The following is a 21,977-nucleotide window of genomic DNA, read 5'->3' as shown; positions in this document are numbered from 1 at the left end:
TTCGCAAGTAATAAGATAAAATGTTACCTGTACATTTCCTTGCATGTGTTAATGTCATTGTTTTAGACTTTACCGGCAGTTATGGTCTGTAGTCCTGTTAAGGCAAAGACTTGATTTAATGCTAGGTTTTCAAATAGGTAGTTGCCACTGACATGATAAAATAACGGGGTGTATTGATTACAATCATGGGATGAATGGCCAGTTGTTTGACGAGCGACTTTACATTAGCAATGCCTGTAAGGTATAAATTGGTATTGTTACTTTTGACCCTAGTAACAAGTAATCGGTCGTTTCTGTTAAAGTTAAAGTTAAAAATAAGCTAATCTTTAACAAGCTAATAGCTGACTATTGTTATAATTATTAATATACCAATAGATCTACTTACATTCTTATGGGGTTTTACCTAATTTCACCGTTGAAATTAGGTAAAAACGATGGTGCTAAATGCCGTATAAATATATATTATTTATTGTTTTTTCATGGTCACTGCAAGTTGGGGCAAATGACACCATAAACATTGCTTCAGACGAATGGTGTCCTTACATTTGTAATGAAGATGATAAGCCAGGTATATTAATTGAAATCATCAGTGAAATTGCTGAAGCTCAAGACTATGATGTTAATTTTACCCTTATGCCGCTGGCTCGTTCATTAAGGCTTCTTCAACAATCAAAGTTAGACATGGTCCTCGCTTTAACAAAAGAACACATTGAAGCTTTTGATTTAAGGCAAAGCCAACAAGTTTATGGCGGCTTGTATAATGACTTTTATGTTAGTAACGAAACTCAATGGAAATTTTCTACCATAGAGAACCTTAAAAACTTCATTGAACAGGGCAATATTCTTGGGCTTATTAATGGCTATGAATACGGCAGTGCAGTGAGTCGCCTAAAAGAAACCTCGGGTGAATTTATATTTTTAGCCTCGGGAGATAAGCCGTTATCCAGTGCTTTAAAAATGCTCAGTAAGCAGCGTATAACTGTGCTGCTTGATTCGCGTTTTAATGTTGAATATGAAATTCAGGATAAAAAAATCACTAACTTACAATATGCCGGTACCCAAGGTATATTTGTTCCGCTTTTTATCGGCTTTGCACCAGACACTAAACTTAACTATATTAGTGCCTTTGATAAAGGCTTAATAAAACTAAGATCAGAAGGACAACTGTCAAAAATATTGCAGCGTTATGGTATCTCAGATTGGCACTCAAAAAGTAGCCAGCCAAGGGACTAAATAAAACCCTCAGGCAAATATTTTTACCACTTGTTTACCGGTAAAACCTCCATCAACTTGAATATGCAGGGCACGAGAAACCTGCTGTGCGTTAAATTCAATTAAGGTAATATCAGGCGTTTGAATACTGCCTTTTGCTAGTGCATCAAGTAATTGATTACTCTTAAAACTCATTTTTTGTTGTGCGCACAAGCTATTGGCTAACCACGCACCAGCGAGTGATACTATGCCGATATTGGGCGCTTTTCTAAACATGAGCTCTTGGTCAATGTTAGGCAAGGGACGCAAGCAAGCAATACGACCACAAAACCTCATCAGCTCAATATTACGCATTGTTGAGTCACCACCAACAGAGTCAAGAACTGCATCAAAACCTTGTGGTCCTAATGCTAGGCGAATTTTTTGACAAAGTTTTTTATCGTGGTAATCAAATATTGCATCAGCACCGAGTTTCTTTACTAATTTATGATTATGCTTAGCAGCCGTGGTAAACACATCTGCACCACGTTCCTTGGCAAACTGAATAGCAAATTGCCCAACAGCACCTGCACCAGCCTCAATTAAAATAGTATCGCCTTGTACTACTTGTAATTTATCTAAAGCAATTAAAGCCGTCATACCGGCACAAGGAAGTGTTGCCGCTTCACTTGCTGTAACATTTTTTGGCACAATAGAAACGGCAAAGTTAGGGACTTTAGCGTACTCACTTAGCACGCCTTGTTGACCAATATTGGCATGCCACATAACGCGATCGCCAATATTAGGAAACAGGCCTTTTTTAGCTTGAACGACAATGCCAACTGCATCTAAGCCAAGAATATGAGGATATTGCCATTGAGAAAATCCACTTTTAGCGAAATGAGCATCAATAGGATTGAGACCTACATATTCAACCTTAACTAACAGCTCGTGTTCATCGCACTCAGGTAACGGCAATTGCACGTCAGATAAATGGATTTTTTCGTTTGCCTTTTCAAGCACTATAGCTCGCATAGAAGTAGGTTGGTCAATGTTGGGCAATATCTCAGTAGTTAGCATAAAAAAACTCAAACTTTACAAGGTGATTAAACCGTAACTCCACCGACCATTAAAAGCCTGATAGGCACTTACTTTGGCCAGAGATGAAGAAATGGTCGCGTTTACTGCATTTTCTTGGGCTATTAAAACATCCTGCCGCGCATCTAACAACTCTAAGTAAGGAATTTGCCCCTCTTGATACATAGCGTTAGCTTGCATAAAAGCTTGATGAGCAAATTGAAAACGTTTATCTGCAAAGCGTTTTTGTTCAAGGTGCTTTGTCAGCAATTGTAACGATAGTTCACTGTCATTAATAGCCGCTAAAACAACCTGCTGATATTGGCTATAAGCCGCTTCACTTAAATATTGCTGCGCGTCACGTTGCGCCAGTAAAGCTGGATAGCTTAATAATGACCATTGTATTTGTGGCGCGACTTGCCATTGATGCTGGCTATTATTTAATTGACTACTGCCAAGGCTTAGCACACCAACAAAGGCACTTAAACTAATGTCAGGTAACAAGGCTTTACTTGCGGCTACACTTAACGAATTAGCTTGGCTAAATTGATATAAGGCTTGGCTAATATCAGGACGTAAAGCTATAGCCGAACTGGGTTGCGCTAAAGTGACCTCAAAGGGTAAGTCAAAGATCTTTTGTTCATTATTAAGCTTTATATCGCCGCTTAAACGACCGGTTAATAAGGCCAACGTAGATAAATCGTTATATAATGCATAACTTGTTTCAGGTAATAATGCTTGTTGTTGACTTAACTGGGCACGAGTGCGGTTTAAGTCAAGTTCATTAGCAATGCCTTCTTCAACCCTGGCGGAAAGAACCAAGATACTTTTTTTAAGCGCAGCAACTTGCAGACTAATAATCTCTTGCTTTTGCATATTGCCCTGATAACTAATGAAACCTTTAACAACAGACGAAATCACTTCGATTTGCAAGGCGCGTAATTGTTCAGCCTGGCTCATCGCTGATGCATTGGCGGCATCAACTAACGCATTAATACGACCAAATAAATCGAGTTGCCAACTTAAGGCTAGATTAGCACTTGATTGACGACTAATATTATCAGCTATGCTGGTGCGTTGCGCACCAATCTCAAGCCCACCTTGTGGTAGAAAATCACTCTTTTCTACCTTGAGTTTAGCTAAAGCACTTTGCAATTGTAACTGACTTGTTTTTAAGTCATGGTTATTGGTAAGTGCATCTTTAATCAATTGATTCAATTGTACTGAGTTGAGTTGTTGCCACCAATTAATCTCGTCTTGACCGGTCAACTGTGTGGCTATATCAGCATCAGCAATAAAACTTTTCATTAATTGTTGATGCTGTTGCTCATCAATTTTGGTGGCACATCCCGATAATAAGCTGGCGACTAAAACGACACCGACAGTTAACTTGGTTTTTAGCGGTTTAGCGCTAAATTGCTTGGCTTTTAAACTACGGGTAAGTAACTTAATCATTGGCTACTCCTCAACCTTTTTTTGTTTAGTCTTGGTCACTAAAATATAAAATACTGGCGTAAAGAGCAGGCCAAATACAGTCACGCCTATCATGCCTGAGAACACCGCATTACCCATAGCATGGCGCATTTCTGCTCCAGCACCTGTAGCAAAAACTAACGGTAGTACACCAGCCGTAAAGGCTATCGAAGTCATGAGTATTGGACGTAAACGCAGCTTACATGACTCAATAATAGCGTCAAAGTGAGATAAGCCTTGCTCGTTTTGATCCTTAGCAAACTCTACCATTAAAATAGCATTTTTCGAGGCCAGTGCGACCAGAACAATTAACGCAATTTGGGTGAAAATATTGTTGTCTGAACCAACGAGCCAAACACCTAACAAAGCAGAGAATATAGTCATGGGTACAATGAGAATAATGGCTAAAGGTAAACGCAAACTTTCATATTGTGCAGCTAAAACCATAAAGACTAAAAGCACCACTAGCGGAAAAACATACACCATAGTGTTGCCGGCTAATATTTGTTGGTAAGTCACTTCTGTCCATTCATAAGCAATACCTTTGGGTAGGGTATTGGCCAATATACCTTCTATTGCCGTTTGTGCTTGGTCTGAACTATAACCAGGGGCAGGGCTACCATTAAGCTCAGCACTTGGGTAACCATTGTAATGCATTACACGGTCTGGACCTGTTGTTGGCGTTACGGTTAAAACAGAACCTAACGGCACCATATCACCATGGCGATTGCGCACTTTGAGGTTTAATATTTGTTCAGGGTCTTGGCGAAACTCAGCTTCTGCTTGCGCTTTTACTTGATAAGTACGACCAAACATATTGAAGTCATTGACATAAACTGAGCCTAAATAGACTTGCAGGGCATTAAAGACTTCATCAAGTGGAATTCCTTGTATTAAGGCTTGTTCACGGTCGATATCTATATCCATTTGTGGAACTTGAATTCTAAAACTTGAAAACAGTCCTACCAATGCAGGGTCTTGTCTTGCTTTGTCAATAACTGCCTGTAAGCTATTAAATAACACTTCAAAGCCTTTGTTACCACGGTCTTCAATTTGTAACTTAAAGCCGCCGGTTGTACCTAAACCTTGGATTGGTGGTGGTGTAAATACCGCAACAAAAGCTTCATCTATGGCTGTAAAACGTTGGTTTAATTGCGCTGCAATTGCCATAGCTGATTTACTATCATCAGTTCGCAGAGAAAAAGCATCTAAAGGAAGAAAAACAATCGCACTATTAGGACTATTAGTAAAACCATTGATCGACAAGCCAGGAAAAGCAACAGTATGAGCAACACCTGGTATATCTAGAGCAATTTTTTCCATTTCTCTAACCACCGCATGGGTACGGTCAAGACTTGCTGCGTCAGGTAATTGAGCAATAGCGATAAGATATTGTTTATCCTGTGTTGGAATAAAGCCACCGGGCACACTGCTAAATAACTGTGCCGTTCCACCCAAGAGTGCGATATAGGCAACAATAACGATAACACTCATACGCATTAATTTTTTAACCAGCTTCTGATAACCATGGCTACCACGTTCAAAAACACGGTTAAAAGGCGCGAATAACCAACGGCCAAAAAGTTTATTAAGTAGGCGTGTTAATCGGTCTGGTTTACTATCGTGTGATTTTAATAACAATGCCGCCAATGCTGGCGATAACGTTAAAGAGTTAAAGGCCGATATTATCGTTGATATCGTAATAGTTAAGGCAAATTGTTTATAAAATTGCCCCGATAGGCCACTAATAAATGCCGTTGGTATAAATACCGCACTTAATACTAAGGCGATAGCGATAATAGGTCCGGTGACTTCTGTCATGGCAACGCGTGTTGCTTCTAAAGGGCTTAGCCCTTTTTCGATGTTACGCTCGACATTCTCAACGACAACAATAGCGTCATCGACGACAATACCTATTGCCAGTACTAAACCAAAGAGTGATAGGGTGTTAATTGAAACGCCAAGTAATTGCATTACCGCAAAGGTACCAATTAACGACACGGGTACGGCAATTAACGGGATAATTGAAGCACGCCATGTTTGTAAAAATAGTATTACCACAATCACAACTAAAACAATGGCTTCAATTAAGGTCGTTATTACTGCATCGATAGAGTCACGGACGAAAATAGTGGGATCGTAAACTATGTCGTATTCGACACCAGCAGGGAAGTCTTCAGATAATAACGCCATAGTTGCCCGTACTTGATCTGATAACTCAATAGCATTAGAACCAGGTCGTTGAAAAATAGGCATAGCTAAAGCAGGTTGCCCGTCTAACATGGCACGCAAGGCATAAGTATTTTGTCCTAGGTCAACACGAGCGACATCTTTTAATCGAGTAAGCTGGCCTTGTTCGCCGACTTTAATAATTACTTGTTCAAACTCTTCAATGTTATCAAGACGGCCTTTTACATTGAGTAATACTTGAAATTCACTGTCGTTAGCAGCAGGTTGAGAGCCTAAACTACCGGCAGCAACTTGTTGGTTTTGCTCACGTAATGCATTAATAACATCGGTTGCGGTTAATTCACGCGCAGCTAATGCATCTGGGTTAAGCCAAACGCGCATCGAATATTGACCACCACCAAATAATTTTATATCACCAACGCCGGGTAAGCGGGAGATTTTATCTTTAACGTAGAGATCGGCGTAGTTAGATAAATATGCGGTATCATGGCTTTCTTGGGGTGAATATAAATGTACCACCATAGCTAAATCAGGCGATGATTTTTCTGCAACAACACCCAGACGTTGCACTTCTTCTGGTAAGCGAGATAATGCACTATTAACGCTATTTTGTACTTGTACTTGCGCGCGATCTAGATCAGTTCCAAGAGCAAACGTCACCGTTAAGGTCATACGACCATCGCCAGTGGCTTGTGAAAACATGTATAGCATGTTTTCAGTGCCGTTGATTTCTTGCTCAAGTGGGGTTGCCACTGTTTGTGCAATAACCGAAGGATTTGCCCCCGGGTAATTTGCCGTAACCACCACGGTTGGTGGCACAACACCAGGGTATTCACTAACGGGTAGTTGAAAAAGTGAAAGTCCACCAGCAAGTAGAATGACAAATGACAATACAGCTGCAAATATCGGGCGTTGTATAAAAAAATGGGAAAAATTCATGGTTAACTCTTATTATTCTGACGTTAGTTTTGCCGTTAAACTGGCATCAGCAACAGGTGATAAAGTAAAGGCAATACCAGCACTATCAATGGTGACATTATTAGGTGCGACAGGCATGCCTGGACCTACGCGGGCAGGACCATTAACAGCAATAACATCTGTTGCTTTTAGCCCGGAAGTAATTGCCTGTAAACTGCCGTAACGCTCACCCAATTTAACCAGCTTATATTGCAAAATATTATTTTCACCAACAGTTAAAACAAAATTATTTTTTAAGTCGGTACCAATAGCGCGTGAAGGCACGATAATTTTTTCGGTAATTGCATTTGCAGCCAACTTGATGCGTGCAAAAGAGCCTGCACGGAGTTGGTTTTTCTCTTCATTAAATACCGCTCTTACCCGCAATGTGCCGGTTGCCGAATTTATTTGGTTATCAATAAAATCAATATAGCCTTGGTAAGCAAACTCACTTTGTCCTACTTTTTGCATCATGACTTTTTGCTGATCGGAGGCACTAATATTAGCAAAATAGCTATTCCAGGTGCGCTCATCAATGTCAAAGTAAGCAAACATCGCTTGGTTAGAAACAATCGTTGTTAGCACACTTTGTCCGGCGATAATGTTATTGCCTTTGGTAATGTTGGCGCGAGAAATAATACCGTCGATAGGTGAACGAATAGCGGTAAATTCTAAATCAAGTTGTGCTGCTGTTAATTGTGCTTGTAATGCAGCGAGTTGTGCTTCGCGCTGACGTAATGTTGACGTGCGAGACTCTGCTTGTTCAGTGGATATCGCTTTTCGTTGAGTTAAACGTATTGCACGTTCTTCTTCACTTTTTGCTTGATCAAATGCAGCTTTTGCACTGTTAACTTGTGCTTGAAGGCTAGCAACAATAGCTAAAAATGGTCGATCATCTAGTTTAAACAGAAGGTCGCCCGTTTTAATTTGCTGACCCTCATCAAAAGCAATCGACTCTATTACCCCTGAAACACGTGGTTTCAAAGCAACTTGCTCGGGAGCTTCTAAGTGGGTGGTATAGGTGTGCCAATTTTGTACAGATTTGACTAGCACTTCTGCCACATCAATCGACTGTAGTTGTTGCTGCTGTGTTTTTTGACTAGGCGCTTCTGAGCAACCTAATAAAGTTAAGCTTGCCATAGCAATAGCTACTGCGATTAAATGTTTATTCATAATAAGACCTCTTTTAATTTGAGCGCAATTTTACGTAACAAACCTGTTGATAAAAACCATAGATTTTGCATTTGATTAGTGCCAAAATGGCATCAATTGAATTGTGATGGTAATAAAGTATGGATACGACTAGCCGATTATTGATGTTGCTTGAAGTGGTTGAACAAGGTTCTTTTATTAAAGCGGCTGAAGTACGTAATATTGACCGTTCGGTTATTTCTAAACAGCTAAGCCGCCTTGAGGAACAATTAGGCGTTAGATTACTTAATCGCACTACACGTTCATTTTCCTTAACGGCTGCTGGCGCTGAGATGGTTAAAAAAGCAGCTGAACTTAGAGAGTTACTGGGCGAAACAGTACGAATGGCTGAAAATTATCATTTGGAGCCTCAAGGAGTCCTCAAAATAACGTCTTCTACCTTATTTGGGAAACGTTACTTACAGCCAGTCATTAACGATTTTCAAATGCGCTTTCCGCAGGTTGAAGTAGAATTGCGTTTAGATGATCGTGTTATTGATATTGTCTCAGAAGGGTTTGACCTTGCGTTTCGTATCGGAGAGCCCAAAGATTCGTCGTTAATTGCTCGTAAAATAGCGCGTAATCGTTTGTTAATTTTAGCGACCCCGACATTTATTGCTAATTATGGTTTACCTCAAACTATCGAAGATTTAACGCAATTACCGGCGGCAAGTTACGCTAGCACCTCGTTTAAAGTCGAAGGTGTTCGCTACTATGATAAAAATGGTGAAGCCAAGGAACAAAAACTCAATAGTATTTTTAGGGCAAACGATGCCGAAGTTTTATTGATGAAAACATTATCAGGTAGCGCTTTTTTTGTTGCGCCAGCTTTCGTACTTGATAACGAAGTGAAAGATGGTCGTTTAGTACCTTTATTGACCGACGTTAGATTAATGGAGTATGGCGCTATCTATGCAGTATATCCACATCGCGATCTACCCGTTAGAACGCGATTATTTTTTGATGCGGTTCGTGAGTATTTAGGAAAAGAAATACCTATTTGGGAGCGGGCTATTCCTAACTTTGAACAGTTATATACCCGGTAGATATTTGTCTGTGCTATTAAATATTAACCCGCCAATTTTACTCGTTTTATTTGCTTGTTTACCTCAGTTAAATTACCTGTCTTAAGCCAAATTCTTGCGCCAGCGCTACCAGCGGTTACCGTTAAGGTATCGCCTAATGGCAAACGTACCCAACTATGCTTTTGTAATAAATCACTGGCTGTTTGTAACTCCCCTGATAACACTAAAACTTCAGCCCCTTGAGTCGCGACAATATTCATTACTGCGCTCGGTTCAAAAGATAAAATAGCGACCTCTTCAATGGTATCTTGGTGTAGTGGGATAATTGAAACGCCTAGTATTTCTGTCGGTGTTGCAGACATTTGCTGTGTTTGTAAACAAACATGGCTTCTATCTTCTGGCTGAAATTGCCAAAGTTTTACAAAAATAATACAGCCTTCATCAGAACGTGGTGTATGAGAAGATTGTGGTGGGTTTCTAATATATGAGCCGACAGGGTAGTCGCCGTGTTCATCTTGAAATACACCTTCAAGTACAATAAATTCTTCACCACCGGTGTGAACGTGGGCAGAAAACTTACTCCCTTTTGCATATCTTACTATTGATGTTGCTCTGGCCACTTCACCGCCTACTCGGTCTAATGGTCTTCTGTCTACGCCAGGCATAGGTGAAGCTAACCACGCTAATGAGGTACTGTGCACGATAGCTCTTTGTTCAAAGTTAGCTAAAATTTCCATAATCAATCCTATTTTAAAACTGTAAGGGTGAAAGTGAGCCATTTTACATTTAGTAAAAACCTTCATGTAAAATGACTAACAGTCATTTTTTATTTAACGCTTGAACGTTCAGCAACCTTAGCACGCCAATTGAGTAAATGTGTGTATTCATCGGGTACGGCTATTTTTGCAAAGTCAGCAAAACCAAGACCGGCAAACAGGGTAATATCAGCGACAGTAAAAGCTTCACCTGCGACATAAGTCTGGTTGCTTAAAACAGTGTTAAAGTATTTAAAACCAGCAAGTGCTTTCTCGGCTTGTTTCTTACCCCATTCTTTATTTTGATATGTTTCAAGTTCAGGTCCTAGGCCGTCGGTAGCATGATGAAAATAAGTAGCGACAGCATCAAGTACCATTAATTCAGCTCTTCGTTGCATCATGCTAATAACGGCACGCGATTTTGCCGTTGACCCTGTTAACGATATCCCCTCAAAAGTGTGGTCGATATATTCAATAATAGCAGAACATTCAGCGATGTAAGTTCCATCATCTAATGCCAATACGGGTACGCTGGCTAAGGGGTTCATAGCGAGGAAAGCGTCACTTCGATGTTCTTTGTTCATCACATCAACAGCAATAAAAGTGACCTTGTCAGAGGCGTTTTTCTCTGCTAACGCCATGCGGACACGCAATGGGTTAGGAAAACCTTCTACATCATATATTTTCATTTTATATTTCCAATTAATTTGGTTATCGTTGTTTACTTGGCTATCTACTGGTAGGTAGTTTGCGTATTTTTAATTATATTGTCAAATTTTATTTAAAACTCAAGTCTCTTAAAAATTAAAGTTGCTTTTACAAGTCGAGCTAGTTAATATTTATCTATCAGTAGATAGTTTTTTTTAAAGTTTACATATGAATAATAAACGTGTGATTATTGTCGGTGGGGGATTAGCGGGTTTATATACCGCTTATCAACTAGAACAGTTGAATATTCCTTATCTTCTTTTTGAAGCAAAAGATGTTTTTGGTGGCCGTATATATAGCGAGCAACCGAAAGTGTATGATGAAAATGAACCATTACATGATTTAGGTCCGACGTGGATATTTCCGCATCATCACCAGATGAAAGCATTAGTGGCTGACTTGCAAACACATTTGTTTGACCAACATATTGAAGGTGCTGTTGTTTATCATGCGGATCAGCATACTCAGCCACAAATTATTGAAAATGGTCAAGGGCCACTTTTACATCGTTTAGCTGGCGGATTATACAAGCTCATTTTAGCTTTACAGGCTAAGCTATCTAAAGATAACTATCAGCTTAGTTGTCAAGTCGAGCAATTAACAAAAGTGCACGATAGCTGGCAAGTGACAGTAAAAAATACTAAAGATGACTCGACATCTGTTTTTGAAACCGACCATTTAGTTTTAGCTTTACCACCGCGGATCATTAATGAATTTTTAACACCCGTTCATTGGGCAAGTAAAGCTTTAACCGCAGCCCTTGTCGCTGTGCCGACTTGGATGGCAAGCCAAGCTAAGTTTATTGCAACTTATGAAGAGGCTTTTTGGCGAACGAAAGGCTTAGCAGGGCAAGCCTTTAGCCGTGTTGGACCTATGATAGAAATTCATGATGCCTCGGCACAAGTACAGCAAGATTTCGCTTTATTTGGTTTTATTGGGCTTTCGTCACAAGCGATAGAAGGTTTATCTGTAGAACGGGTTAAAGCTTTATGTATTAATCAACTGAGCTTATTATTTGGTGATGAGGCCCAGCAATACTCACAGTGTTATTTAAAAAGCTGGGGTAATGATCATTATGTTGCCGTTGAAAAAGACAGAGTGGAGCCACCAAATCATCCTTATTTTAATATGAAGGGGTTTGCTGGTGAATTATCCTCATTAAATTTATATTTAGCCGGTAGCGAATTTGCTCAGCAAGAAGCCGGTTACCTTGAAGGCGCATTATTTGCCGCAAATACAACCATTAGGTCATTAAAAAAAGAATTTAATGACCTTAACTAGAGAGAAAATATAATGAGTAAAAGTTCTTATGCTTTATATCATAAGGTTCATTGTCCATATTGCCGACAAGTCATTGCCGCAATGAAAACTAGCAATGTTACGCTTGAATTACGTGACACAGAGAAAAATTTAGCCTTTAATAAAGAGTTAATCGAACAAGGGGGAAAGAAACAGGTACCTTGTTTAAAAATTACAGAAAATGGTCAAGAATCTTGGCTGTATGAATCTGGAGATATTATTAACTATTTGAATAAAATAGCCTAGTCATTGATAATGGGTGAAATTATTAAATTTATTTAATAATTTCATCATTTACTTCACCTTCAAATAGCATTTATTTATGAATAAAAAATCTCAAATACTCAAATTAGCTGAAAATAAAGTAAGATCTGGTGGCTATGGTAATTTTAGCTTTAGGGAACTGGCTGATGAAATTGGCATTAAAAGCTCAAGTGTTCATTACTATTTTCGTACAAAAGCTGATTTAGGTGCCGCACTAGCACAGCAGTACGTAGATGATTTTTTAGCGTTATTAAATGCTGAAAAAGCAAAGTTAAAGGGCCGTAGTGCGATTAATCTCTATATTAATGCTTTTAAAACGGCATTAGAAAAAGACAATCAAATGTGTTTATGTGGCTTGTTAGGCGCACAGTCTGATGCATTGCCAGAGCAAGTCAACATAGAAATAAAACGCTTTTTTGAATTAAATATAAACTGGTTACAAACCGTGTATATAGACGAAAAAGGTTTAGCAGTAGACATTGCGAAAACTAAAGCTATTCAGTTATTAGCTACTTTAGAAGGGATGATGATTTTAGCAAAAGTGTTAGACGATACATCGGCTTTTGACAGCCTTACCGACTTTGTTTAGTCATCTTGTAGCAAGTAAATCCTTATAATGTCGTTCACACCATTTTCATGGTTTATGACTTCCGTCGATAGTACTGACGATAATTTATGGTATCTAAAATAACAGCGATTGATCCATGTTTTACGCTACAGCGTATTAAAATTATGTTGGCAAATATTCCCTTAGCTGACAATAATCAATATTTCATTACTTTAATCATGCTAGTTATCAATCACAAATAAAATAAGGTCAGGTATATGCAACGAATTATTAAAAATGGCATTGTTGTGATTTTTAGTTCATTTTTGCTATCAGCCTGTAGTTTTAGTTTTATTTATAACCACTTAGACTGGTGGAGCAATTGGTATCTTGATGATTACGTTACCTTAAGCCAAGAACAGCAAAAAACATTTGATACGACATTTAATGAGCTGCATACATGGCACCGACGAACACAACTCAGTGAATATAGTCGGCAACTTATCACGCTAAAAGACCAAGTAAATCGCGGTATTACCGTAGAAGAAGTCGACGATCAATTAGTCATCATCAAACAGCATTGGCTTGCAGTGCGAGAGCAAGCAAAACCGGCACTGATATCGTTAGTTCATACCCTGAGTAGTCGCCAAAGAAAACAAGTTGTCGATGAAATTGCCAATAATAATGAAGAACGTCTCGACGACTATGATGAGTTATCTCAAGAGCAATGGCTTAACGAAACATGTATAGAACGACAAGACCAGTTCAAAAAATGGTTGGGGAAGTTAACTGAAAGTCAAAAAATTGAAGTATGTCAACTGACCAAAAGTTTAGCACCGACATTTAATCATAGAATGGATTATCGAATAAAATGGCACTCAGGTTTAAAACAAGTATTAGCCATGGGATTAGATAGACAAGAATATGAAGTGATGTTTACTGAACTTATTTCTGAACCAGAGTCATTAAAGTCAGAGCAACACAAAACATTATCTAAAAATAATAGTGATACCTCTGTAAAAATATTTCATATTATGATGAACAGCTTAACAGATAAACAATTGAATCGATTTAATAATAAACTTGATGATTTAATTGAGGATTTAAAAGAACTGGCTATAAACACTTAGCACCAAATCTTATTTTAAAGCACTTATATAAGACAACTTTGCGTTGACGTTGTTATTTTCCCTCGTGTTTAATTTTAATTATCTCTTCTTGGTTGTACCCGCCTGAAAATAAAACTATTTTTTCACATTAAAAGTAAACTTAATCTTGGTTTTATCGTATAACATATATTAATTTATACATATCACCGGTAGTAAGTGCGATTAACGTGCAGACACCAGCAAAAATAATTTAAGAGAGTGCTAAATGAACGATATTAATTCACCACAAAAACCGGTGGAAGTGACCCAAAAACCTGTTGTTTGGGGAATACATTTGATTGTAACCATCGTGATTTTTGCTATTGCTTTTGCAATTATTGCAGCGATGTTTGCTAGTAAACCTACTCCACGTAAATGGGGAGGAGGACCGCCGGCTTCTGTTGGTGTTGAAACAGTACAACTAACGGCTACGGATTACCCTGTTTGGATTGAATCTTACGGCTCAGCTGAGCCTTTAACTAGAACGCAATTAGTTTCAGATGTCAGTGGGCGTGTTATTGAGGTCGCTAATAATATTCGTGCAGGAGCATCATTTAAAGCGGGTGATGTTTTACTGGCGATCGACCCTCGTGATTATCAGATAGAAGTTGATGTTGCAAAATCAACGGTGGCTAATGCTTGGGTAAAATACAAAGAAGAGTTGGCTCAAGCCGATGTCGCTGAGCGCGACTGGAATGTTAGACCCGGTAGTAAAGCGGGTCGTGATTTAGCACTACGCATTCCACAAGTTGCGGCTGCACTCGCTTCTTATGACGCATCTAAAGCGCAATTGGCGAAAGCCAAACTCAACCTTGAGAGAACTCAAGTTAAAGCCCCCTTTGACGGAAAAATTTTGAAGCAAATGGTTGATTTAGGGCAAGTTGTTAATCCGTCTCAAACTATTGCTGAGATATATTCCACTGATTATATTGAAGTAAGATTACCGGTAAAAGCCCAAGACCTAGCGCACATCTACTTACCCGATGAATACAATGCACCAGGCAACGAGCCTACAGACAACAAGGAACATCAATCTGTTGTTCTTTTTGAAGGTGAGTTAGGTGGTAAAACTTATACATGGAAAGGTAAGTTAGTACGTAGTGAAGGAGCTTTTGATTCATCTACTCGTATGCTTTACGTTGTTGCCAAGCTCGATAATCCTTTTGTTAGCTCTCCACAACTCCCCGCATTACGTGTTGGGCAGTTTTTAAGAGCAAAGATTGAAGGCACACAATTGAAGAATGTCTATGCTATTCCAAGAAGAGCAGTAAGTCAGAATAATATGATTGCGGTTGCAGAAGATGGTTTATTGCAAAAACGTGCTATTGAACCTTTATGGACAGATGTTGAGTCTGTCGTTATTTCGGCTTCTTCACTTGCTGGCGATATTTATAATTATGCTGGCGCTATTGATTCTACCGATAAGCTTATTTTAACGCCAACGGCCAATTTAGCCGCGGGTACCCGAGTTAAATCATTGAATGACATTAATTCGACAACCAATGAAGAATTAGCTAAAAAGAAAATGACAACACCTGCAATGAATCAAGAGATACAAGATAGTGATAGTGAAAAGCAAGAAGGTTTACCGGCTTTAAAAAAATCCCCAAGTAATTCATCCACTTCGACTACGGACTAGGAACTCATTATGCATGGTTTAATCGCTTGGTTTGCTCGTAATGACGTCGCTGCTAATCTTCTTATGGTGGTCATCGTTGCCGTTGGACTTTATAGTTTGTCTAACAAAATCCCTGTAGATTTATTTCCTGAATTTGAAATAAATACTGTACAAGTTAGTGCTGTTTTACCTGGCGCTTCACCACAAGAGGTTGAAGAAGGTTTAACCATAAGAGTGGAGGAAGCGATTCAAGATATCGAAGGCATTCGTGAAATGACTTCGCGCTCTAATGAAGGCAGTTCAACCGTGACTGTTGAAGTAGAAGATGGTTTCGACGTTAGAGAAGTACTCGACGAAATGAAAGTTCGCGTAGATGCGATTAATAATTTTCCTGTTGAAGCTGAACGTCCTTTGGTGACAATGCCTAAGCGTATGCGTGACGCCATTGGTGTGGTGATGTATGGCGATTATGACAGCTTAACATTACGCCGCTTTGCTGAAGATGTTCGAGATGAAATAGCTTCGTTGCCTGGGGTTACTCAAGTCAGTGTTGATAACTCTCTGCGTTTTGAAATATCGATTGAAATACCTGAATGGTCATTAAGAAAATATGATATTACCTTAGAGCAGGTTGCCGACGCTTTACGACGTAACTCTACAGATGTATCCGCCGGTAATTTGAAAACTGAAGGCGGAGATATTTTTATCCGCAGTATTGGTCAAGCTTATAAAGCAAGTGACTTTAGCCAGCTACCGATATTAACTGATAAAGATGGTACATTAATCCGTTTAGGTGATATTGCTGTTTTACGTGATGAATTTGAAGAAACCCCCTTGAGAACAAGATTTAACGGTATACCCGCAATAGAGGTAGAGGTCTTTCGCGTTGGTGATCAAAGTATTATCGAAGTAACCGATGCCGTTAAAAATTATATCGCAGGTAAACAACAAGCATTACCGGTAGGGTTAACGATGACTTACTGGCGCGATCGCAGTAAATCGATAAAAGCACGTTTAGCTACGCTTACTACAAGCGCTTGGCAAGGTGCGCTATTAGTTATTCTCCTATTAGCTTTATTTTTACGACCCGCCGTTGCATTTTGGGTGTGTCTTGGCATTCCAATGTCATTTATGGGCGCATTTATATTGATGCCATTTTTTGGTATATCTTTGAATTTAATGAGCCTATTTGCTTTTATTTTGGTGCTAGGTATTGTTGTCGATGATGCGATTGTTACGGGGGAAAATGTTTACGAACATATGCAACGCGGTACTGATCCCCTTACCGCTGCCATTAGAGGTACTCAAGAAGTTGCCGTACCGGTTACCTTTGGTATTTTAACGACTGTTGCGGCCTTTATACCCCTAGCTTTACTTGAAGGACGAGGCAGTTGGTACCAGAGTATTCCTTACGTTATTGTGCCGGTTTTACTCTTTTCATTGATCGAGTCTAAATTGGTATTACCCGCGCATCTTAAACATATTAAACCGCGAACAGGCGCGCCATCGCGGCTAACACGTATTCAAATGGCAATATCGACCTCTTTAGAGACGTTTATTGCTAAATTTTATCAACCAACATTAGCATTAGCGCTGCGCTGGCGTTACGCGACGCTGGCAATTATGTTGTCGTCACTTTTTATAGTCATTGGTGCGCTTTCAAGCGGACAAACAAAATTTGTATTTTTCCCTCGTGTGCAAAGTGAAGTAGCAACAGCAACACTAACAATGCCAACAGGTACCGCCTTTGAAAGTACCGATCGTATTGTTCAACATATGACTACGCAAGCGAAGTTATTACAAGAGAAATATATTGATCCCGAATCTGGTGAGTCTATTATTAAGAATATTTATTCTATTAGTGGTGGACGTAATTCAAGTACGGGACGTGTTCGTGTCGAAACAATCCCTCCAGAAGACCGCAGCACAGATATTGGCACGCAACAGATAGTTGCAGAATGGCGTAAAATGGTTGGACAAGTCGCTGGCGCTGAGCAGTTAAATTATCGAGCTGAGATTGGTTGGAATAGACCCGCTATTAATATCGAATTGCGTGGCAAGAATGCTGATGATTTAGCTGAGCTAGGCGATAAATTCAAAAGTAAATTAACGCAGTACTCAGCAGTTTCAGATGTTGAAGACTCAATGTCTGATGGCAAAGAAGAACTACAATTAAAACTTAAGCCCGAAGCAACGTTACTTGGACTTAATTTAAATATGGTTGCAAGACAAGTTCGTCAAGCAGTCTACGGTTTTGAAGTTCAGCGTATTCAACGTGGACGTGAAGAAGTGCGAGTTATGGTGCGCTATCCTATTGCTGCTCGACAGTCGATTGAGACGTTAGAGCAGATGATGATAAGAGTCGAAGCCGGTCAAGAAGTTCCGCTATGGCAGATTGCTGATATCGTGCCTGGATTAAGTCCTTCGAGTATTTTACGTATTGATCGACAGCGAACACTTTCTATTACGGCTGACTTTAACAAAGAACAAGGTAATTTGTCTGCGGTACAGGAAGAGTTAGAAGAATTTTTACAACAATCGATAAGTACGTATCCAGGCATGAATTATGAAATGGCTGGCGAAGCTAGAGATCAAAAAGAGTCTTCTCAAGAACTGAAATTTGGTATGTTTGGCTTGTTGTTGGTGATTTATATCCTGCTTGCTATTCCGTTTAAAAGTTATTCTCAGCCTTTAGTGGTGATGATGGTTATTCCTTTTGGCATTGTCGGTGCGGTAATAGGTCACTGGATAATGGGCATGGATTTAACCTTACTGAGTCTGATGGGGGTCTTAGCGTTATCGGGGGTGGTGGTTAACGATTCACTGGTCCTGGTCGACTATATTAACAAAAAGCGTGCTGAGGGAAGTGCTGTTTTTGAAGCTGTTTATGCCGCTGGTGGTCGTCGCTTTAGACCGGTTTTATTGACATCATTAACAACGTTTGCTGGTTTAATGCCACTTTTATTTGAAAAGAGTACTCAGGCACAGTTCTTAATTCCGATGGCAGTGAGTCTTGGCTTTGGTATTTTATTTGCGACAATCATTACATTGTTTTTAGTGCCGATAAATTATTTGATTATGGAAGATATCAAACGCTATTTCGATCGTTATAAAAATGACATGCGTTGGTTAGTACGTAAAGGCGTTAGTAAAGGAAAATCGTCATAACGTCAGCCGTTAAACGCTCAACTATGTTGTTGCGATTACACTAAAAAATTGCCAACCTTTTATTAGGTTGGCAATTTTTTTATTGATAATAAAAATTTAATCGCACTATTATCTGCAGTACTGATTTCTTTAAATTTTATTAAAATATGCTTAGCACAGTAAACTGTTTACTTAAAATAACGCTTTGGCTACAATATTTCATCAAGGTTAGCGCTGATACTGATATTTATTCAAATATTCCTTGACCAATCCCCCCCCTCAACCCACTCTTTGCCCACGAATTTATTCAAATGTAGAGATTTAATTAGTGAGCCAAGAACTAATGTACGACAAAAATAGCATTATCATTATTATTACCCTTTTTATTTTGATGTTAATTATTAACCAAATAGGCTACAGCTTCGGTTTACGTAATAAAGACGCAGAAAACACCGAGATGAAAAGTCAATCGACGGCTATTCAAGCCGGTATTCTGGGTTTATTGGCTTTGTTGCTGGGTTTCACGTTTAATATGTCGCTGCAACGGTACGATGGACGAAGTAGCGCGGTTATTGAAGAAGCGGGTGCTATTTCAAGAGTAGCCATGCAAGCAAAACTATTGAGTGGTAAAGTAAAAGATGACGTTTTTGATGAATTAGAGTCTTATCTAGCACTACGTATTTCACTGAGCCAAATAGATTTGAGCAATGCAGAGCAACGTATGGCTGTAAACAAAAAGGTCAGTAAATCACAAGCGAAACTGATTGAATTAGCACAACAAGAATTAGAAAATCCAAGATCACTGTTAATTGCAAATGGCTTTTATCAGTCATTGTCTAGCATGATTCAAATTGAAAACAAACGATCGGCTATGCTTAGACTCCATGTGCCCGAACCAGTATTGTTTTTGTTGTTTAGTGTTTTTGTTACTGTTGGCGGCATGCTTGGTTACAATAGCGGGTTAGGGAAGAAGCGTCCCGCATTTCCCACGATATTATTATTCACCTTAATCATCTTGGTGGTCTTTATTATCATTGATTTAGACAGACCTAAGCGCGGTATTATCCAAGTAAACCAAGATAGCCTGCATGATGCGGTTATGACCCTTCAAGATTATAAAACTGAATAATGTTAACGTTTATTTAAGCTAGGGATAATAAAATTTAATAGCTATTTTTGGTCATTTAATAATGAATAGCTATTAGATATTCCCCTTTAAAAGGACAAAGCACCTAAGGTTTCGGCTACAATCTCACCTTATATGCGGTCGAAAATATAGATACTAGTCCTATCGATACCAGCCTACCTAGCTAAGCGCTTTATAGGGACAATAAAGACTATAAAAGTCGACAACGACCAAGCTCTTAAAGTTTTGTTATTTAAAAACATCGTCTTGCAAACTTCCTCCTGATTTTTATCAATATATTCCCCGATCATTTGTCGCACTTTCTAAGACGCATTAACACCATCTAATGCAGCCAGTTTTTCAAAGTTAGCCTTTTGATGATCAATGAATACCGTAAGACTGACTGTTGTTTTTACCACCTTTAATGTTTGTATAGCGACATGTTATTTTCATTATCATTTAATTAGAATTGTATTGTCTTTTAATTGGAATATAATTGTCGTTTTGTTGGCTGTCGTGTGAAATATTAACCGATAAATTACGCTTATATATTGATGATATTTACCCATATTTATTTTATGTAAGCAAGACATGCAGATAAACCCCCAACATACTTATATTATGGCTGTTCTTAATTTTCAGCCTTTAAAAGCGTTAGCCACAGGCTTTTTTTGATGGTGACCGTTGCCTTGTATTATCTTTGCTTACTCTGTCAAAGGAATATCTAATGCAGCGCTGCTCGCTGAGATAAAACGTTTTTTGACAAATTTTAAATTAACTCAGAGAAATATCGTGAAAAAATTAATAACGACTGTATTGCTGCTCCTCTTTGCAACACCTGCTTTTGCCGCTGGAGCCGGTGAAATTGATCTCACTAACACTATTGCAGGATTTACTGCATTAACGATTTTTATTATCGCTTACCTACTGGTTATTAGTGAGGAGTTTCTTCATCTGAGAAAGTCAAAACCAGTATTGGTCGCGGCTGGTGTCATTTGGCTGATTATTGGTTGGATTTACACCCAACACGGCATTCCTAAAGCGGCAGAAGAAGCTTTTAATCATAATTTATTAGAATATGCTCAGTTATTATTATTTTTATTAGTCGCGATGACTTATATAAATGCGATGGAAGAGCGAGGGGTGTTCGATAGCTTACGGGTTTGGATGATTTCTAAAGGGTTAAGTTTACGCAGTTTGTTTTGGGTAACAGGCATGATGGCATTCGTTATTTCTTCGTTTGCTAATAATCTAACGACGGCAATGTTGATGTGTGCCATTGTCCTTAAAGTTGCTCCTAAGGACCTTAAGTTTATTAACATTGCCTGTATCAATATAGTGGTAGCCTCTAATGCTGGCGGGGTGTTTAGTCCATTTGGGGATATAACCACTTTAATGATATGGCAGGCAGGCTTAGTTAAGTTTGAGCAATTTTTCGTACTATTTATACCTTCCCTGGTCAACTTTTTAGTCCCTGCTATTATTATGAGCTTTTTTATCTCTAATGAAAGATCAACACCTATAACCGATGAAGACTTCATGCTAAAACGTGGCGCGAAGCGAATTATTTTCTTATTTATACTCACCATAGCTACGTCAGTTGCCACCCATAGTGTTGTTAACATGCCACCCGTGTTAGGAATGATGATGGGCTTAGGTTACCTCAAGTTTTTAGGGTTTTATTTAAGAAGAAGCCTTCCTCGTTCATTAGATAAAAAACGTACCTTAGCAACTATCCGTCATGATGAAAAAGCCCTGAAAAGGTTAGGTAATATCGTTCCTTTTGATATTTTTGAAAAAATAGCACGCGCAGAGTGGGATACCTTACTGTTTTTTTATGGGGTTGTTATGTGTGTTGGTGGCCTTGGTTTTATGGGCTATTTAAGTTTAGTATCAGACTTATTATATACCAACTGGGATCCGACCTATGCCAATATTGCTGTCGGCGTACTTTCAGCCATTATTGATAATATCCCTGTTGTTTTTGCTGTCTTAAGTATGAACCCCGTGATGGATTTACAGCAATGGTTATTAGTTACAATGACCGCTGGGGTAGGGGGAAGTTTACTGTCGGTTGGCTCTGCGGCGGGTGTTGCTTTAATGGGGCAAACGAAAGGCAAATACTCATTTGTTGGCCACCTTAAATGGAGTTGGGCTATCGCTTTAGGCTATAGCGCCAGTATCTATGTTCATTTTTTGATTAATGGCTAAGTAATCTGGAACACCTTTAATGTAACTGCGTTATATTAAAGGTGTTCTCT

The 21,977-nt window shown here is 39.0% G+C and carries 16 protein-coding genes; 10 read left to right on the top strand and 6 right to left on the bottom strand.

The features are described from left to right. Positions 1–444: 444 nt before the first annotated feature. On the top strand, positions 445–1,233 hold the full coding sequence (locus H4J75_RS13105) for an ABC transporter substrate-binding protein (RefSeq protein WP_182222387.1): 789 nt from the start codon (positions 445–447) through the stop codon (positions 1,231–1,233). Between the two features lie 9 nt (positions 1,234–1,242). Here the strand turns inward: H4J75_RS13105 and H4J75_RS13100 are convergent, their stop codons facing one another. The 4 genes from H4J75_RS13100 to H4J75_RS13085 are packed head-to-tail and all read right to left on the bottom strand — an operon-like array spanning position 1,243 to position 8,061. After that, the gene (locus tag H4J75_RS13100) at positions 1,243–2,271 is read right to left on the bottom strand and encodes a zinc-binding dehydrogenase (protein ID WP_182175702.1); all 1,029 of its coding nucleotides are present in this window, start codon (positions 2,269–2,271) and stop codon (positions 1,243–1,245) included. Between the two features lie 15 nt (positions 2,272–2,286). Then, positions 2,287–3,723, bottom strand: coding sequence for a TolC family protein (locus H4J75_RS13095; RefSeq protein WP_182218258.1), 1,437 nt, complete (start codon positions 3,721–3,723; stop codon positions 2,287–2,289). Between the two features lie 3 nt (positions 3,724–3,726). After that, positions 3,727–6,870, bottom strand: coding sequence for an efflux RND transporter permease subunit (locus H4J75_RS13090; RefSeq protein ID WP_182222386.1), 3,144 nt, complete (start codon positions 6,868–6,870; stop codon positions 3,727–3,729). A 12-nt stretch (positions 6,871–6,882) separates the two neighbouring features. Next, positions 6,883–8,061: an efflux RND transporter periplasmic adaptor subunit gene (locus tag H4J75_RS13085; protein WP_182222385.1), complete on the bottom strand. Its 1,179-nt coding sequence runs from the start codon at positions 8,059–8,061 to the stop codon at positions 6,883–6,885. Positions 8,062–8,180: 119 nt separating this feature from the next. On the opposite strand from H4J75_RS13085, the gene H4J75_RS13080 reads away from it, so the two are divergent. Continuing rightward, positions 8,181–9,125, top strand: a complete 945-nt coding sequence (locus H4J75_RS13080; RefSeq protein ID WP_182218253.1) for a LysR family transcriptional regulator — start codon at positions 8,181–8,183, stop codon at positions 9,123–9,125. Positions 9,126–9,148: 23 nt separating this feature from the next. On the opposite strand, the gene H4J75_RS13075 is transcribed toward H4J75_RS13080, so the two are convergent. Together H4J75_RS13075 and H4J75_RS13070 are read right to left on the bottom strand one after the other, a co-directional pair. Continuing rightward, positions 9,149–9,841, bottom strand: a complete 693-nt coding sequence (locus H4J75_RS13075; RefSeq protein ID WP_182222384.1) for a cupin domain-containing protein — start codon at positions 9,839–9,841, stop codon at positions 9,149–9,151. 89 nt (positions 9,842–9,930) lie between these two features. Next, positions 9,931–10,548, bottom strand: a complete 618-nt coding sequence (locus H4J75_RS13070; RefSeq protein WP_182222383.1) for a glutathione S-transferase — start codon at positions 10,546–10,548, stop codon at positions 9,931–9,933. 187 nt (positions 10,549–10,735) lie between these two features. Between H4J75_RS13070 and H4J75_RS13065 the strand changes: the two genes are divergently transcribed. The 8 genes from H4J75_RS13065 to nhaD all read left to right on the top strand — a co-directional run bounded on the left by H4J75_RS13065 (position 10,736) and on the right by nhaD (position 21,927). Continuing rightward, positions 10,736–11,848: an FAD-dependent oxidoreductase gene (locus tag H4J75_RS13065; RefSeq protein WP_182222382.1), complete on the top strand. Its 1,113-nt coding sequence runs from the start codon at positions 10,736–10,738 to the stop codon at positions 11,846–11,848. A gap of 12 nt (positions 11,849–11,860) precedes the next feature. After that, entirely contained in the window at positions 11,861–12,112 is a 252-nt protein-coding gene (locus H4J75_RS13060; RefSeq protein ID WP_182218245.1) for a glutathione S-transferase N-terminal domain-containing protein, read from the top strand. 76 nt (positions 12,113–12,188) lie between these two features. Then, on the top strand, positions 12,189–12,719 hold the full coding sequence (locus H4J75_RS13055; protein WP_182222381.1) for a TetR/AcrR family transcriptional regulator: 531 nt from the start codon (positions 12,189–12,191) through the stop codon (positions 12,717–12,719). A gap of 236 nt (positions 12,720–12,955) precedes the next feature. Next, entirely contained in the window at positions 12,956–13,807 is an 852-nt protein-coding gene (locus H4J75_RS13050) for a DUF6279 family lipoprotein (RefSeq protein ID WP_182222380.1), read from the top strand. 244 nt (positions 13,808–14,051) lie between these two features. Next, complete coding sequence (locus H4J75_RS13045) at positions 14,052–15,464, top strand: efflux RND transporter periplasmic adaptor subunit (protein ID WP_182222379.1); 1,413 nt, start codon at positions 14,052–14,054, stop codon at positions 15,462–15,464. A gap of 9 nt (positions 15,465–15,473) precedes the next feature. Continuing rightward, the gene (locus H4J75_RS13040; RefSeq protein ID WP_182222378.1) at positions 15,474–18,611 is read left to right on the top strand and encodes an efflux RND transporter permease subunit; all 3,138 of its coding nucleotides are present in this window, start codon (positions 15,474–15,476) and stop codon (positions 18,609–18,611) included. A gap of 307 nt (positions 18,612–18,918) precedes the next feature. Then, a complete protein-coding gene (locus tag H4J75_RS13035; protein WP_182218237.1) occupies positions 18,919–19,719 on the top strand; it encodes a hypothetical protein in 801 nt (266 codons plus the stop codon). 786 nt (positions 19,720–20,505) lie between these two features. Further along, positions 20,506–21,927 (top strand): sodium:proton antiporter NhaD, encoded by a 1,422-nt coding sequence (gene nhaD, locus H4J75_RS13030; protein WP_310733551.1) that lies wholly within the window; start codon positions 20,506–20,508, stop codon positions 21,925–21,927. Positions 21,928–21,977 lie beyond the last annotated feature (50 nt).

Source organism: Colwellia sp. BRX10-1 (assembly GCF_014077545.1).
GTDB lineage: Bacteria > Pseudomonadota > Gammaproteobacteria > Enterobacterales > Alteromonadaceae > Colwellia_A.
This window is presented reverse-complemented; position numbering and strand designations above follow the sequence as displayed.